Origin of the sequence: Oceanobacillus luteolus (assembly GCF_042678205.1) — a bacterium.
GTDB lineage: Bacteria > Bacillota > Bacilli > Bacillales > Amphibacillaceae > Oceanobacillus > Oceanobacillus luteolus.
Genome location: NZ_JBHUDE010000028.1, coordinates 73856 through 89450 on the forward strand (window position 1 = coordinate 73856; position 15595 = coordinate 89450).

Annotated in this window: 12 protein-coding genes and 1 pseudogene; 4 read left to right on the forward strand and 9 right to left on the reverse strand. The window is 38.2% G+C overall.

Features of this window, described 5'->3' with window-relative positions; genetic code table 11:
- Positions 1-20 precede the first annotated feature (20 nt).
- On the reverse strand, positions 21-578 hold the full coding sequence (locus ACFSBH_RS06090; protein ID WP_379596555.1) for a hypothetical protein: 558 nt from the start codon (positions 576-578) through the stop codon (positions 21-23).
- Positions 579-676: 98 nt separating this feature from the next.
- Positions 677-1528, reverse strand: coding sequence for an aminoglycoside 6-adenylyltransferase (ant(6), locus tag ACFSBH_RS06095; RefSeq protein WP_379596557.1), 852 nt, complete (start codon positions 1526-1528; stop codon positions 677-679).
- Between the two features lie 166 nt (positions 1529-1694).
- On the opposite strand from ant(6), the gene ACFSBH_RS06100 reads away from it, so the two are divergent.
- The 3 genes from ACFSBH_RS06100 (at position 1695) to ACFSBH_RS06110 (ending at position 5373) form a co-directional block, all read left to right on the forward strand.
- Positions 1695-2042, forward strand: coding sequence for a PadR family transcriptional regulator (locus tag ACFSBH_RS06100; protein ID WP_251513559.1), 348 nt, complete (start codon positions 1695-1697; stop codon positions 2040-2042).
- Position 2043: 1 nt separating this feature from the next.
- A complete protein-coding gene (locus ACFSBH_RS06105) occupies positions 2044-3048 on the forward strand; it encodes an HAAS signaling domain-containing protein (protein ID WP_379596559.1) in 1005 nt (334 codons plus the stop codon).
- A 144-nt stretch (positions 3049-3192) separates the two neighbouring features.
- Positions 3193-5373, forward strand: coding sequence for a DNA topoisomerase III (locus ACFSBH_RS06110; protein ID WP_379596561.1), 2181 nt, complete (start codon positions 3193-3195; stop codon positions 5371-5373).
- A gap of 44 nt (positions 5374-5417) precedes the next feature.
- Here ACFSBH_RS06110 and ACFSBH_RS06115 read toward each other — a convergent pair whose 3' ends face one another.
- From ACFSBH_RS06115 to ACFSBH_RS06145, 7 genes and pseudogenes are all read right to left on the reverse strand, one after another.
- The gene (locus ACFSBH_RS06115; protein ID WP_379596563.1) at positions 5418-6437 is read right to left on the reverse strand and encodes a DUF1646 family protein; all 1020 of its coding nucleotides are present in this window, start codon (positions 6435-6437) and stop codon (positions 5418-5420) included.
- 644 nt (positions 6438-7081) lie between these two features.
- Positions 7082-7543, reverse strand: a pseudogene (locus ACFSBH_RS06120) (cytosine permease); the annotation flags it as partial.
- Positions 7544-7684: 141 nt separating this feature from the next.
- On the reverse strand, positions 7685-8734 hold the full coding sequence (allD, locus tag ACFSBH_RS06125) for an ureidoglycolate dehydrogenase (protein WP_251513578.1): 1050 nt from the start codon (positions 8732-8734) through the stop codon (positions 7685-7687).
- An 81-nt stretch (positions 8735-8815) separates the two neighbouring features.
- Positions 8816-9865, reverse strand: coding sequence for an ureidoglycolate dehydrogenase (allD, locus tag ACFSBH_RS06130; protein WP_379596565.1), 1050 nt, complete (start codon positions 9863-9865; stop codon positions 8816-8818).
- A gap of 30 nt (positions 9866-9895) precedes the next feature.
- Positions 9896-10672: a (S)-ureidoglycine aminohydrolase gene (gene allE, locus ACFSBH_RS06135; RefSeq protein ID WP_379596567.1), complete on the reverse strand. Its 777-nt coding sequence runs from the start codon at positions 10670-10672 to the stop codon at positions 9896-9898.
- Positions 10673-10703: 31 nt separating this feature from the next.
- A complete protein-coding gene (gene allC / locus ACFSBH_RS06140; protein WP_251513588.1) occupies positions 10704-11939 on the reverse strand; it encodes an allantoate deiminase in 1236 nt (411 codons plus the stop codon).
- A 231-nt stretch (positions 11940-12170) separates the two neighbouring features.
- Positions 12171-13838 (reverse strand): PucR family transcriptional regulator, encoded by a 1668-nt coding sequence (locus ACFSBH_RS06145; protein ID WP_251513591.1) that lies wholly within the window; start codon positions 13836-13838, stop codon positions 12171-12173.
- 326 nt (positions 13839-14164) lie between these two features.
- On the opposite strand from ACFSBH_RS06145, the gene ACFSBH_RS06150 reads away from it, so the two are divergent.
- Entirely contained in the window at positions 14165-15493 is a 1329-nt protein-coding gene (locus tag ACFSBH_RS06150; RefSeq protein WP_379596570.1) for an allantoinase, read from the forward strand.
- Positions 15494-15595 lie beyond the last annotated feature (102 nt).

Below are 15595 nucleotides of genomic sequence, written 5' to 3' on the forward strand. Positions count from 1 at the left end.
AGTAGAATAATATGAATTGGTCAGTCCTCCTCCGATCCAGTCCATACTTTAAAATCTACCGCTGCCTTTAGCTTTCGGTGATCTGTCCCATCGAAAAAGTCTGTTGTTGCTTCCACTGTATAATAACCAGGTGGAAAATCATTCCGACTGGAGAAATCCTCGATAAACTTGGTATAATCTTCAGATTCCTGTTCCGTGTAGGAAATACCTTGCTTACTATAATCCTCCCGATAAGATGTATCCGGAACCAAAGTAGTTTGTAACCCTATTTCTGGTACGGCATGCGTGACCTCAAAACCTCGAATCTGCTCTTCGATATTAAATATGACAGCAGACGCTGCATGAGCGATAATAATTTCCTCTGCACCTGTGTAAATTATTTCACCATACAACTCCACCTCTTCCCCTTCTTGATACTCTTCCTTTCCGGTTACTAACCGAAAGATGAATTCATCTTCCACCTGTTCATCAAACGTTTGTTTGACTTCATAACTCGCTACATCTTCATTTGTAACGGTATTTGAAGTGCCACAACCCACGAGTATTACGAAAGTGAGAACTACTATAAAATTCCGCATTCCGCTCCTCCTAAATATATTAATCTTTTTAACTCTCCGTTATTATTGTCGCTTTAGAATCAGAAAGGTTTCACATGAGGAGGAACATTTTCAGATGATTAGACATTATCCCGAATAGATCCAATGTATGTTGTGATTGCAGAATCATAGTCTGGATAGGTAAACTCAAATTCTCTTGCAACTGACTTTGAGTAAGTCCTAAACAAGTCAAAGCATGTATATAACGCTTTCCAAACAGCTTCTTCATCGTTCTGTATATAAGTTTGAAGTAATAAATTCCAATCATCCATCGGCAGATGTTTATCAATAAACTTGTAGTTCTTACCTAAACTGAATGTGAACCCTTTTTCAATTCCAATCTTCCAACTCATCATCCGCAATAGATTCGAACGGACATGTCCATGCAAATGATCTATAGCAAATAAGATCTCTCCTCTTGCCAACCCTTTTGCCACATACGTTGCCACCCACCAAAACTCGTTACAGCAATCATCGAACATCCGAGTAGTAGGCTTTTGAATCCAATACCCGCGGTCACTTGGTACAACTTCCTTCCTCACGCGATGATCCTTATCCAGTAAAACCTCAACTAATCCATCACTATTCTCAAAATAAGTATCTACCTCCTCTGTTGGGATTAATGTCAAATCAATTCGATTTCCATCTTCAAACAACATCAGATAAGAAAACCAATTACCTAACTCAGGCGGGAAAAGCTCCATATCTTCCGGCTTCTGCATGAAGATCCTCTTCCCAAAAACATCCAACCACATATCACTTTTCATAAAACTGTCCATATCCGTCACAAAATAAGAAACATCATAATCCTGATAATGATCACGGGCTATATTAACATTCGTACGTGACCCTTCTAGAGTTACAAGACGGATTCTATCATCAGTAGATGCAACTTCTAATAGAGTCTGCATCATTTGCGTTTCATCTCTCAATTTTCTCGCTCCTTCCGCTTACTTATTTGTTGTATATACGTAATCACAACAAATAAGTTCCAAACTCTCTATATATCCTCGTACGCCCATATTTCAAAAACAATAATATTAAGCCATTGACAATAGTGTGCGATACACAGTATATTAAAAACAGGAGTTGATCAATATGAGTGAAGTGAATGAGCATTTAGAGAAGTTAATGCAGGAGTTGAGAAGAGGAACACTCACTATTGCTGTTCTTAGCCAATTAAACGAACCACAATACGGTTACTCTCTCGTTACGATGCTTGATGATATTGGCGTTCCAGTTGAGCCAGGAACGTTATACCCCCTATTAAGACGACTGGAGAAACAGGGACTTTTAGACAGCAAATGGGATACCAATGAATCACGTCCACGTAAATACTATTTATTGAGTGAAACTGGAAATGAAGTGTATCAATTGCTAGTAAAAGAATGGAATGAGATCGCTGAAAGTCTTGAAAAAGTAATAAATAATAAAGGAGCGAACTGATATGGAATTAATCGATCGGTATATTTATGCCGTTACACAAAAAATTCCAACGTCACAAAGGAAAGATATCGAGAAGGAATTACGGGGTCTGATTGAGGATATGCTTGAGGAACGAACTCAAGGAAAACAAGCAACAGAAAAAGAAATTGAAGAAATTTTGTTAGAACTAGGCAATCCTAGAGAGTTAGCTTTACAATATCGCGGAACAAAACGCTTCTTAATTGGTCCCGAGCTGTTCGATTCCTATTTGTTAGTGTTAAGAATCGTTTTAATTAGTGTCGGTGCAATTATCGCATCTGTGTTTGTCATTAAGACTATGTTGAATCCCATATCTATTTTAGATTATTTTATAGAGTGTATTGTCTCTGCCGTTACAGGTCTACCTTCTGCTTTTGGCTGGACGACTCTTGGCTTTGCCATCGCTGAGCGTGCAAGTGAATTAAAAGCGAAAGATCTTCAAATCGAAAAAAAATGGACACCAAAAGATTTACCTACCATCCCCCAAACCGGTACTATCAAGCGGAGTGAACCTATTGTTGGAATTATCTTCTATACCGTCTTACTACTCTTCTTTTTGTCCTCGATGAACTATTTTGGTATATGGACATTTAGAGATGGATTTAGTGGGACGATACCTTTTATCAATGAAAATGCGGATAATCTTTTCATCTTATTTATCATCATCACACTTGGATTCGGTATTTTGAAGGAAAGCCTGAAGCTCATATACGGAAGATGGAATTTAAAAATTGTTCTATTCACCTTAATATTAAATACCCTTTCCCTGCTTCTAGTAATATATGTTATCAATCAGCCAGACTTCTGGAATCCAAACTTCATGGAACAACTCGTCGAGCATAACCTAGTGCAAGCAGACAGTGAAGCATTCACCGTAATCCAAAACATTTGGGAACAATTGACGAAATGGGTCCCAATCCTATTCGCAGTCGGTTTAGTCTGGGATGTCATAGACGGACTATATAGAGTAAGAAAAGCAAACAAATGATCACCAGACTCCCATATCCAGCACCTGCCAACTATGTTAAAGTAGAAAGGGACAGTTATCACAACAGATTTTAAGAGAAAATAATCCCAGGTAACACCTAATATCTAATTTATTCACTTTAAGAACAGAAAGGATTTTATATAAATGAGTAAAACAGTAGTACTGGCTGAAAAGCCATCGGTCGGACGCGATATCGCCAGAGTCCTGAATTGTAATAAGAAAGGAAATGGCTATCTCGAGGGATCCAAATACATTGTGACTTGGGCTCTTGGCCACTTGGTCACACTTGCCGATCCCGAAGTTTACGATGATAAATATAAAACATGGAGACTTGAAGACCTGCCGATGCTTCCACCAAAATTAAAAGCAGTCGTCATCAAGAAAACCGGAAAGCAATTTCAAGCAGTAAAATCACAGCTCAACCGCAAAGATGTAAAAGACATTGTGATTGCGACAGATGCTGGACGTGAAGGTGAGCTTGTTGCCCGCTGGATTATTGAGAAAGCACGCGTTAATAAACCGATAAAGAGGCTCTGGATTTCATCTGTCACCGATAAGGCTATCCGTGATGGTTTTAACCGACTACAACCTGGTGAGAAATACAATAATCTATACGCCTCTGCCGTTGCTCGCTCCGAAGCAGATTGGTACGTTGGCCTGAACGCGACACGTGCCTTAACTACGAAGTTCAATGCGCAGCTTTCTAGTGGACGTGTGCAAACACCAACTTTAGGCATCGTTGCAGCAAGGGAAAAAGAGATTAGAGAATTCAAGCCTCAAACATACTACGGAATACGTGCAAAGGTTGCCGGAAATGTGACTTACACATGGCAAGATGAAAGAAATAATACTCGAATCTTTTCCAACGAAAAAGCGGATAAATTACTGCAAAATTTAAAAGGTAAAGCTTTAACGATTGAAAAAGTAAATAAAACAGCAAAGAAAAAATTCGCCCCACAACTCTATGACTTAACTGAATTGCAACGAGACGCCAACCGTCTATTCGGCTTTTCAGGCAAACAAACATTATCGATTATGCAAGGTCTTTATGAACGTCATAAAGTGTTGACCTACCCCAGAACAGACTCCCGGGTGATCTCAACGGATATTATTCCAACCTTAAAAGAGCGTCTGGAAGCCTGCGGTATCGATCAATACGCAAGTACAGCACAATCAATCCTAAGAAAAGGGATTAAAAAGTTGCCCAAGTCTGTAGTGGATGATTCTAAAGTAAGTGACCACCATGCCATTATCCCGACGGAAGAACCGGTCTATTTAGCGAATTTAGATCCAAAGGAACGACGAATCTATGATCTGGTTGTAAAACGCTTCTTAGCTGTACTCATGGACCCGCATGAATACGAACAAACAACAATTTACGCAAAAATTGGTGGTGAGACTTTTACTGCCAAAGGTAAAATTATTAAGAGTCAGGGCTGGAAAGCACTTTACGACCGAAGTTTTGACGAAGGAGATCCAGATGATCAATCTCTGCCTACTGTGAAACAAGGAGATGAATTCTCCAACGTTACGCTAAACTTAACGAATGGGGAAACAAAACCTCCTGAGCGCTTAACGGAAGGTGCTCTATTACAGGCAATGGAAAATCCTGTCCGCTATATGAACCCTGATGAGAAACACCTTGCTGGTACGTTACAAAAATCAGGTGGTATTGGAACAGTAGCAACCCGCGCAGATATTATTGATAAACTCTTCAACAGTCAATACATGGAGCTGAAAGGTAAATATATCTACCTTACTCAAAAAGGGAAGCAGCTTCTAGATTTAGCACCGGAGGATTTACACTCTCCTGCTTTAACGGCAGAATGGGAACAAAAGCTTACCCTTATTGAAAAAGGGAAACTCAATAAAAATAAATTCATTTCAGAGATTAAAGATTACACAAAAGAGATTGTTCAAGAAATCAAGGCTAAAGACACGAAGTTTAAGCATGATAATATTACAGGAACAAAGTGTCCGGATTGCGGAAAGTTGATGCTTGAAGTAAACAATAAACACGGACGTATGCTTGTTTGTCAGGATCGTTCCTGTGGACATAAGAAGAATATCCTCAAACGCACAAATGCCCGCTGTCCAAATTGTCATAAACGGTTAGAGTTACGTGGTGAAGGAGAAGGCCAGATTTTCGTTTGTTCTTGTGGTCATCGTGAAAAATTATCCACGTTCAATAAACGAAAACAAAGAGAGAAGAAACATAACGTTTCCAAACGAGACGTCCATAAATACCTTAAAAATCAAGATGATGGATTTAAAAATAACGCTTTAGCTGAACAACTGGCTAAGTTGAAAGAAATGAAAAAATAAGTTAAACAAAAAGCTGTTCTCTAGATAGAGAACAGCTTTTTAATTTACATTGTGAATAACATAATAATGAAGTAACCAACCATCGCTACTAGTCCAACAGGAAATGCGAACTTAGCATACTCTAGACTGGTGATTTTCAACTTACCTGCCGCAATGATATTTGGGATATTACCCGGGATAAGCATACCACCACTAATCATAAGTCCCATCAGGATAGCACGAATAGTAGGTTCATCCATTGCTGGACTGATCTCTGCAGCTGCTAATGTAGCATTATCCAATATTGCAGATAGAATATTAATCCAATAAAGGATTAACGGGCTTAAACCAAGTAAATATTTTTCAATAAACGGTTCAAATCCAGCACCTAAGAATGTTAAAGCCATAACGAATAAGTAGATCTTACCACTACGAATGATAATTTCTGAGTAAGATTCAACCGGTGTATCATTTGACGATTTTGCTCCACTATGTTCACCAGGAACTTTAATAGCAAGTGCAGAAGCTATACCAAAAAGTATTACGAATGGTATAACCGATGAACCAACCAGTTGTAACAGGTAAAAGAAGTCTTCATTCAGTTTACCTACAGTAATAGTAGATAGCGGCTCACCGATTGGAGTTAAAGCAGCACCAAGTCCAATACCAAAACAAGCTAAGATAACCAAGCGAATTTCAGATTGACGATCCAAGCGCAATATAGGGACAATGGAAGCCAAAATGATAGCGGCTACGATCGCTGTAATTATGCTCGAGATTAATGATAAGATAATGACGAATAGCGCAATAAATACACGAAACGGTACTATATTTCCAATTGATAAAGTCCCTTTCTCAATCGGATCCTTGAACCAACGGAATAAAAGACCAGCAACTAAAACAGCAATCGTAATGTTTATCGGGTGAATCAATGCTTCTTTAACAAGCGGACCACTCCAGACTTGGCTTACGGTAACAGCCGCAACCCCCATAATAAACAAAAAGATTTCCAGATTCTTTTCTACAAGTTTTGTAAAAGGTAAAAATAGAACTAATAGTAAAATAATAATTAATCCTGTAATCATTTGTACACTCCTTTTCCAGTTCTAATATTTTTAAATAATTTTAACACATTAGAGAATCATAAAGGACAACTTGAACCTTTATTATTTATCCCGTTTACAATCATAATAAACGCATAAATCTCCCTCTACTCCATTTTAGCTATATGTATCGCACAATCACCGTATTTAACAACTACATATAACATCCCGATATCCTATAGCATCTGTGATTCAACCCCCCCTTATTCACATACAGATAAGAATAAATACAAAAAAAAGAGTCTGAAAAAGGGTATAGTAATCCCTTGGTGGCAGACTCCTCCTTGGTAGTGCTATTCATTTATACATAGTTTAACCTAATTCACTTAAAAAATAAAGTATAATCTTTAAATTATCCCAAAAATCGAGATTATCTGCTAACAAATGACAAGTATTTCCTATTCTATTAGGAATTGCTGTTAGCAAGCCAACTCAATTCAAGATTTTACCAGTATATTGCATGAATCCAGATAAATTAAATAAATATGCGGCATTTGAAATTTTTCCTTCGCTGTATCATTAGCCTCCATAATAAGTCTCCTCTTGTATCAATAAGCTGATATTCATAGCAATAATTGATATAAAACACGAACACATTCTTGAAAAGAATGTGTCCGTTCCATTATTTATCTATCCTCTAAGATCGTATCTTTTTTAAATCTAGAGCCTTTAAAGAAGTATTTAGAGATTAGCGGATATAAGATACCAGCGGAAACAAATCCGATGATCCAAGCTAAATCTACAAAGAGGAAGGCGAGTCCTGCAGAAATAAGCATGGCAAGGATAGCTGCCATATTTGTTCCTGAGAAATTACCATCTTTCTTATACAATTCTTCTACATCAATTTTTTGCTTTCTTAAGATGTAGTACTCCACAATCAAGATAGCTACCATTGGCCCTAAGAAAGCTGAGTAGATTAATACAAATAAATCTAACCCTTTAGCGTTATCATCTTGAACGAGCAACCATGGGAATGAAACCATAGCAAGTAGACCAGTGATTGTCACTGCAATCTTGTAGTTTAATTTTGTAAATAACTGAATCACGTATGTTGGGGTAACAATATTTGCCACCATATTTATGATTAACGTTTATCCAAAACTATCTTGGAAATTATCCCCTTCACTTTCCCCTCTAAACCAGATCATTATTTAGTATGGGCAATCATAAACAGAAAAAAACATCCCAATCTATAGAAAAAGACTATAAGTTAGGATGTTTAGATAAACCTATTTGGCAAAAGGATCTTTATTGTCATACTGATTATTATGAACTACATCTGACACAAGATATTCATAGATTTCATCTACAATCTCAATACCATCTTCATACGCTTTTTTCGCTCTTTCTTCACTGCGCTGACCTGGATAGGATACACGGTCGTAACCTTCTTTAGGTTTCACTTGATTCAGTTCTTCCATTGAAGTAGTGATTTTCTCCTTGAACAAATCTGCAGAAGTGAAAAATGCTGGATTGATGACAATATGCAATTGACCAAGTTTACGGTATTCCGTTAAATCTTCATACATGGAAGTGACATGCTTTCCATGTGGTAAACCTAATAATACACCAGAAAGGATATCAACCATCATCATTAAGCCATATCCTTTTGGACCAGCGATTGGTAATAATGCTTTTACTTTAAATGGATCTGTCGTTGATTCTCCATTTTCATCCACTGCCCAAGAATCAGGAATAGGTTCATTTTTTGAACGATGATGAAGAATTTTTCCCCAAGCTTGTACCGTAGTGGCCATATCAAAGATAATTTTCTCCCCATTACTGCTAGGTGCAGCAAATGCAATCGGGTTCGTTCCGTAATAAGGTTCAGCCCCACCGAAAGGAACGACCATCGGATCCGACTGGCATACCGAAATACCAATCAATCCTTCATCAGCAGCTTGCTCAACGAAGTAAGAGAGTGCCCCGCTATGGCTTATATTCCGCACACCTACTACTGCTATACCATTTTCTTTCGCAATAGCGATTGCTTCTTCCATTGCTTTTTTCGCCATGAAATGCCCGACTCCATTATCACCTTCGAAGATAGCAGCGGCTGGGCCATTTTTTTCAAATTGAATTTCAGGGTCGGTATTGATTCCGCCTTTAGCAATTCGTTCCGCATAATACTCGACACGCATTGCTCCATGTGAATGATAGCCTCTTGCATCAGCGTGGACAAGCACATCTGCTACAACTTGTGCATGTTCTTCTTTGAGTCCCGCTTTCATTAATTTGTTAACAATTAACGTTTCTAATTCTTTAGCTGTTACTTTCAAGTCGCAAACTCAACCCCTTCTTAATTATGTATAAAATGGGACGACTACTTTTCTTAAAGTATCGTCCCATTTGTACTAAATTTATTTCGCAAATGGATCTTTGTTATCGTAATTGTTATTGTGGATTACATCAGATTCAAGGTACTCGTAGATGTCATCGACAATTTCGATACCATCTTTTTCGTAAGCCTTGGAGCGCAGAATCTCTGGCTCACCCGGATACATTACGCGATCGAAACCTTTTGCGGGTTTAATTTCATGTAATTCTTCAATCGTTTGAGTTACTTTATCGAGGAATACTTGCTTATCTCCAAAGAATTCCGGGTTGATTACGATATGAAGCTGACCTAATTTCCGGTACGCTGTAAGATCTTCATACATGGATGAAACATGTTTACCGAATGGTAGGCCTAGCAGAATTCCTGATAGTACATCAACCATCATCATCAAACCGTAGCCTTTTGGACCAGCAATCGGCACTAGGGCTTTAACTTTGAATGGATCTGTTGTCGGCTCACCATTTTCATCAACCGCCCATGTATCTGGAATCGATTCATTTTTCGAACGAGCATGCAACACTTTACCCCAAGCTTGGACGGTAGTCGCCATATCGATAATGATATTGTCCCCGCTGCTGCTAGGAGCTGCAAATGCGATCGGGTTCGTTCCGTAATAAGGCTCCGCTCCACCGAAAGGAACAACCATAGGGTCAGACTGGCACATGGATAGAGCAACCATTTGCTCATTCGCCGCTTGCTGAACAAAGTAAGATAGAGCACCACTGTGACTCATATTCTTAACACCTACAACAGCTACACCGACTTCTTTAGCCATTTTAATTGCTTCTTCCATCGCTTTCTTAGCCATATAGTGTCCAACACCACCGTCCGCTTCAAGGACACCTGAAGCAGGTCCGGTTTTTTCAAACTTGATGTTCGGGTTCGGATTTATTCCACCCTTAGCGATCCGTTCTGCATAATATTCTACACGCATAGCTCCATGAGAATGAATTCCTCGTAGGTCAGCATGCGTTAATACATCCGCCACTACTTCCGCATGTTCCTCATTGAGACCCGCACGGTTGATTTTATTTTTGATCAACTCTTTTAATTTAACTTTATCTACTCTCATTGCTACACCTCTGCTTTTTACTTTTATAAATTAAAGGTCGGCGTCACGATTACAGTCTTTTGAATAAACGTAAGATAATTTATCTCTACCTACTGCATAGCAAGCCTGCTGTACGTATGGCCCCATAAAGATGTAATCACCTTTCTTAACAGGAACCCATTCGTTATCAAGGTTGTATACTCCTTCACCTGAAAGTAGGTAAGCCCCATGTTCTTGGACATGTGTCTCAATAAATGGATGACCTGCGCCTGGATCAAAGGTTAAGATATGGAAGTTCATATCGAAAGCAAAGTCAGTTGGCAATAAATCTTTAATGCGCATTTCTTTTGTGCCTTCATATTCAATTTCTTCAATATCATTTGCATTTCCTGTAACTAACCAAGGTTTACTTTGACCTTCAAGTTCTTTGTATTTTTGTTTATATAAGAAGACTTTAGAATCCCCTTTATTTACGTTTTCAATGAACATTTTTGTACCAGGTGGGCAGTAGATATAGCCACCTTCAGTGAATGTATGTTCTTTATCTTCTGCTATTACTTTTACTTCACCTTCAACTACATACAAGAAGCTTTCAACATCAGCATCGCCTGCGAAACCTCTTTCTTTATTATGGCCACCTTCATACAAGGTAACGATGTAATCAACAAAGCTTGCTCCTAGTCTTGGTGAGCTCAAGATAGATACGTAACAATTTTCAAAACCAGGGACACTGTTATTCACTAGTCCTTCTGGTGTAATTAATGCGTAAAGTCCTTGTTTAATGATTGATCTTGATTCTAGTAATTTGTCTGGAAATCCGTTTTTCATTAAAAATCGCTCCTTCATTAATTTGTAATATCTATTCTTTGTAAGCCAATTCGTATAGAGCAGCAGCAAGTGCTTTTGCACCTTCAAGTAGATCTGCCGGTTCGGTATATTCTTTAGGGTTATGAGAGATACCATCTATACTAGGCACAAATAACATAGCTGTTGGATAGTAAGGTGCAAGTACTTGTGAGTCATGACCCGCACCGCTGTGCATCATTTTATAATTTAAGCCATGTTCCTTACAGCTTTTTTCAATTAATGCAACAATGTTTTCGTCCATTGGAACAGGATCTTCGTCCATCCACATATCAATGGAGATTCCAATACCATCTTCTTCAGCGATACGGTTCATTGTTTTTTCTACATATTCGGTAAATGAAACTAGTGCTGCTTTATCCGTGTGACGTGTATCCAATGTCAATAATACTTTTCCAGGTACAACGTTAACGACGTTCGGAGTAACTTCAATCTTTCCGAATGTACAAACTAAAGGATCGCCAATTCGCTTAGATTCAGCAATCACCTCAGCAATAATCTTGCTAGCTGTAAATACTGCATCTTTACGCAGACCCATTGGTGTTGTACCAGCGTGGTTTGCTTGTCCAGTCAACTCAATGGTAAATCTTCTTTGTCCAACGATGCTGTGGACAACTCCGACTGATTTCTTCTCTTGTTCCAACACGTTTCCTTGCTCATTATGCATTTCTACAAATGCCTTGATATCTTTACGCGGGCCCTTTGATTCATCTCGGAAATCAAAGCCTGCTCCACGCATTGCTTCTTCAAAGGCAACTCCATCATCAAATGCTTTTATACCAAGAACTTCTTCCTTCTTGGCAGTTCCAACAATGTTTTTAGAGCCCCAGAATGCATATGGGAAGCGGCTGCCTTCTTCTTCTGCCATCGACACTACTTCTAAATTGCGAAGAGGTTGACCATACTTCTCTTTTAAATATTTAATTGCCAAGAAAGCTGTAACAATCCCTAACTGTCCATCATAATGACCAGCATTAGCTACTGTATCAACATGAGAACCTGATAGGATAGTTTCATCAGGATATTTGGACCCTTCTACCCTTCCAAATAGGTTTCCAATTTCATCAAATTCCGCAATAAACCCTGCACTTTCCATTTCTTCTTTTAAATATTGTTGGGCATCAACCCAAGCTTCAGAATATAAAAAACGGGTAATCCCATCTTGAGGGTCTCCCCCATATGAGCCGAGTTTATAAAGCATATCTACAATTACTTTTTCTGTAAGCTCCAAAGTAATCTTCCTTTCATTAAAGAGACTAAAAAGATTTCATCTTATTTAATTGTAATCCTTTCAAGTTCACCTTCCTATATACGTAATAGATAAATAAGATGCTCTTTTTTATCCATTAAAGCTAATCTGTTCTATATCATCTTGTCCTTCATTTATTATTTCCCATATATGAAAAAACCAACCACTATTTATGGTTGGTTTCAATCATTTAAAGTCCGTGAATGGTTAAAATTATTCCTGTCTTTCGATGACATCTATGATCCGCAGTCCAACTTGGACAGAAAGCATTTCTTCCGGATCATCATAATTCATGCCTGTAATTTCTTTTATACGTTCCAGTCGGTACGTCACCGTTTTATAATGCACAAAAAGTAGCTGAGCAGACTTTGCTATATTTTGTTGGCACTGTAAAAATATATTTAATGTCTCAAGTAACGCATCTTTATTAGACTTCTGGTATTCCAATAATCTCTGTAGGCTTGCTGGAATAAAGTCCTTCAGTTGATTAACATCGTCAAACTTATAAAGCAATCGGTAAATTCCTAAGTCATTGAAGGAGATAATAAAATCTTCTTGCTGTGAAGATTGGCCAATTGTCAACGTATCACGAGCTTCGTTATAACTCTTATAAAGATCCGTAATCGTTTCTGAGATGTTCCCGATACCAACCTGAACAGCATAATCTTTAATCGAAGCTTTGAACTTATCGCGGATATGTTTTACAGTTTGTTTAATTTTATTAATTTCCTTTTTATCGTTATCGCCTCTAGCACTCACTTTCCACAAGACAAGGATTTCGTCGACTCTGTCCCTTATAATCGCATTCGTCAAGTAGAAATCAATCGTATTCTCCAAAAATTCATAATGCTTTTGGAGGATTTGATGCTTATCGGCAAACTTCTCTTTTGTTAGTTTAGACTGAAGTGGCTTAAGGTTAAAAATTACAACCGCATATTTACCTTCAGTATCAAACTTTGTTATTGCAGCACGGTCATAAATACTGTTGACTGATTTTATTTTCCCTGAAACAAGATCATCAATCAGGTCATTTTTAAATTTCTTCTCCACTTCTGAAATCGCCAACTGTTTAACAAGTTCCAGAGACAAAGCAGTCGCAGCATTTTCTATCGCAATAAAATCATATTCATTTACTTCCTTATTGACGGCATGGACAACAAGGTTAATCTTTGTCTGGTTAACGGTAGTTATAGGGACAAGGATTTGTTCCAATTTCCTTTCATACAATTTCGGGAAAATTACCGTACGTCTATAAAAAGGAAACTTTGTATCGAACCCACTTTCCTTTTCGTCACTCTCGCTAAATTCATAGAACAGTTCTACATCTGAATTCGTACTGGCTATTTTCTGAAAGGATTCATTATAAATTGTAACCGGATTACCGATCAGTTCGTCCAACGTCTTAATAATGACGTCACTTCCTACGTTTTGAAGCGAAAGCTCGGTAAATCGACTATGGATTTCTTTAAAATATTTAAGTTTCTCTGCTTCTTTATTGAACAACTGCCCCATGACTGGATAAGTAATCTCAGTAAACGGAATATCCTTAGGAATTTTAATGATGGGAATTGATCGTTTATGACAAATATCCAAGACAGCTTTCGGAATTTCTTCAAACACTTTCGGGATTTTAACAATCAAAGCACTGATCTTTTTATCGGCAAGTTCACTCATCCAACAACGCATCTCTTTTTCCGTCATGCTTTTTATCGGATAAAAACTAGTGACAATCACTTCCCCTCCCCTAATCCATGAGGAGATGTCAGGAGAATCAACTACTGTAATTCCTGTAACTTTATAACTTAACTCTAATTTATCTCCTATATAGTCTGCATCTTTGAATGCTTCCAAGTTTAAGAGATCTTTTATTTGAAAGTCCATGGATTTCACCTCTTCTCTACAAAGCAATCTACAAATCAATAAATCGAACCAATGTCAGAATCGTTTATTTTAACCTTAATAGGGAATGAATAACTTTACTGATTCATTACGTTACATTATAACATTCTAAATTCAGAAGATGCACCTCTAAGCGGCTAAAATCAACAGGAAATAACTGTAAATATATAAAAATTTGTCAAAACTTTATCCAAACGTACTAATGAATAAAGGACGAATAACTTCTACAATATAATTGGAGAGGATTATATATTACACTTAAGAACGAGTTATAGTAACTATACAGAAATCCCCTAGGAGGAGTAAATATGCAGAATTATGACCTTATTATTCGAAATGGCCAAATCGTAACGAAAGACTCTATTTTTCAAGGAGAAATCGCGGTTAAGGATGGCAAAATAGTAGAGGTGTCTACCAATACAATTTCAGGCAATACGAAAGAGGAAATTGATGCAAATGGATTGCATATCATGCCTGGTGTTATCGATACGCATGTCCATTTCAACGAACCCGGAAGAGATCATTGGGAGGGACTGGAAACAGGAAGCAAAAGTTTAGCTGCTGGAGGAGCAACTGCTTTCTTTGATATGCCTTTGAATAGTACGCCTCCTGTCATCAATAAAAAAACTCTCGAGGCAAAAAGTAAACTTGGGGAGGAAAAGGCAATTGTGAACCCTTATTATTGGGGTGGCCTCGTTCCCCAGAATATTAATGACCTGAAAGATTTACACGAAAATGGTGTAATTGGTTTTAAAGCTTTCATGTCCCCAAGTGGCATTGAGGATTTTGACAATGCCGATGATGAAACATTATATAAAGGAATGACAGAGATTGCTTCATTTGGATCTATTCTTGCTGTGCACGCAGAAAGCACAGTAATTTGTGCTCAATTACAAGAAGAAAAAATTCAGGCCGGCAAAACAAGTGCCCGTGACTTCGTGGAATCCCGACCAATTATTTCAGAAATTGAAGCCGTCAGAAGAGTCATTTCATACGCGGAAGCTACGGGATGTAAACTACATGTCGTTCATGCCAGCAGCAAGAAAGTAACTGATTTAATCAACGATGCGAAAAAACGTGGTGTTGATGCCAGTGTGGAAACTTGTGCCCATTATTTATCCTTAACAGTAAAAGATTTAGAAGAAAAAGGCGGATTGGCAAAATGCGCTCCACCACTGCGCGACCAAGAAGAAGTCGATGGCTTATGGGATGCATTAGCTAATGACGAGATTGATATCATCGCTTCTGACCATTCACCTGCACCAAAAGAAATGAAAACAGTAACCGATAACTACTTTGAAGGCTGGGGAGGAATCTCAGGTGCACAGTCTACGCTTAACGTACTTCTGACTGAAGGTTATCATAAGCGTAACTTCCCACTTGAAAAGATTGTTCAAGTTACAGCGACGAACCCTGCAAAGCGATTTGGCCTAGAAGGCAAAGGTGCATTAGAAACAGGTTATGACGCAGATATTATTCTAGTTGATTTAAATGAGACGTTCGAATTGCAAGAAGAAGATCTATTCTATCGCCACCAACACTCCCCATATGTTGGTAAAACATTCAAGGGAAATGTGAAGACAACCATTGTAAATGGAAAAACTGTCTTTCATCACGGCGAGATCATAAATAGCTAAAAATCGAGTAGGAGGAGGCGATTAACCTCCGTCCTCTCACACCACCGTACGTACGGTTCCGTATACGGCGGTTCAATCAAGATTGATAACGCAAGAATTTAT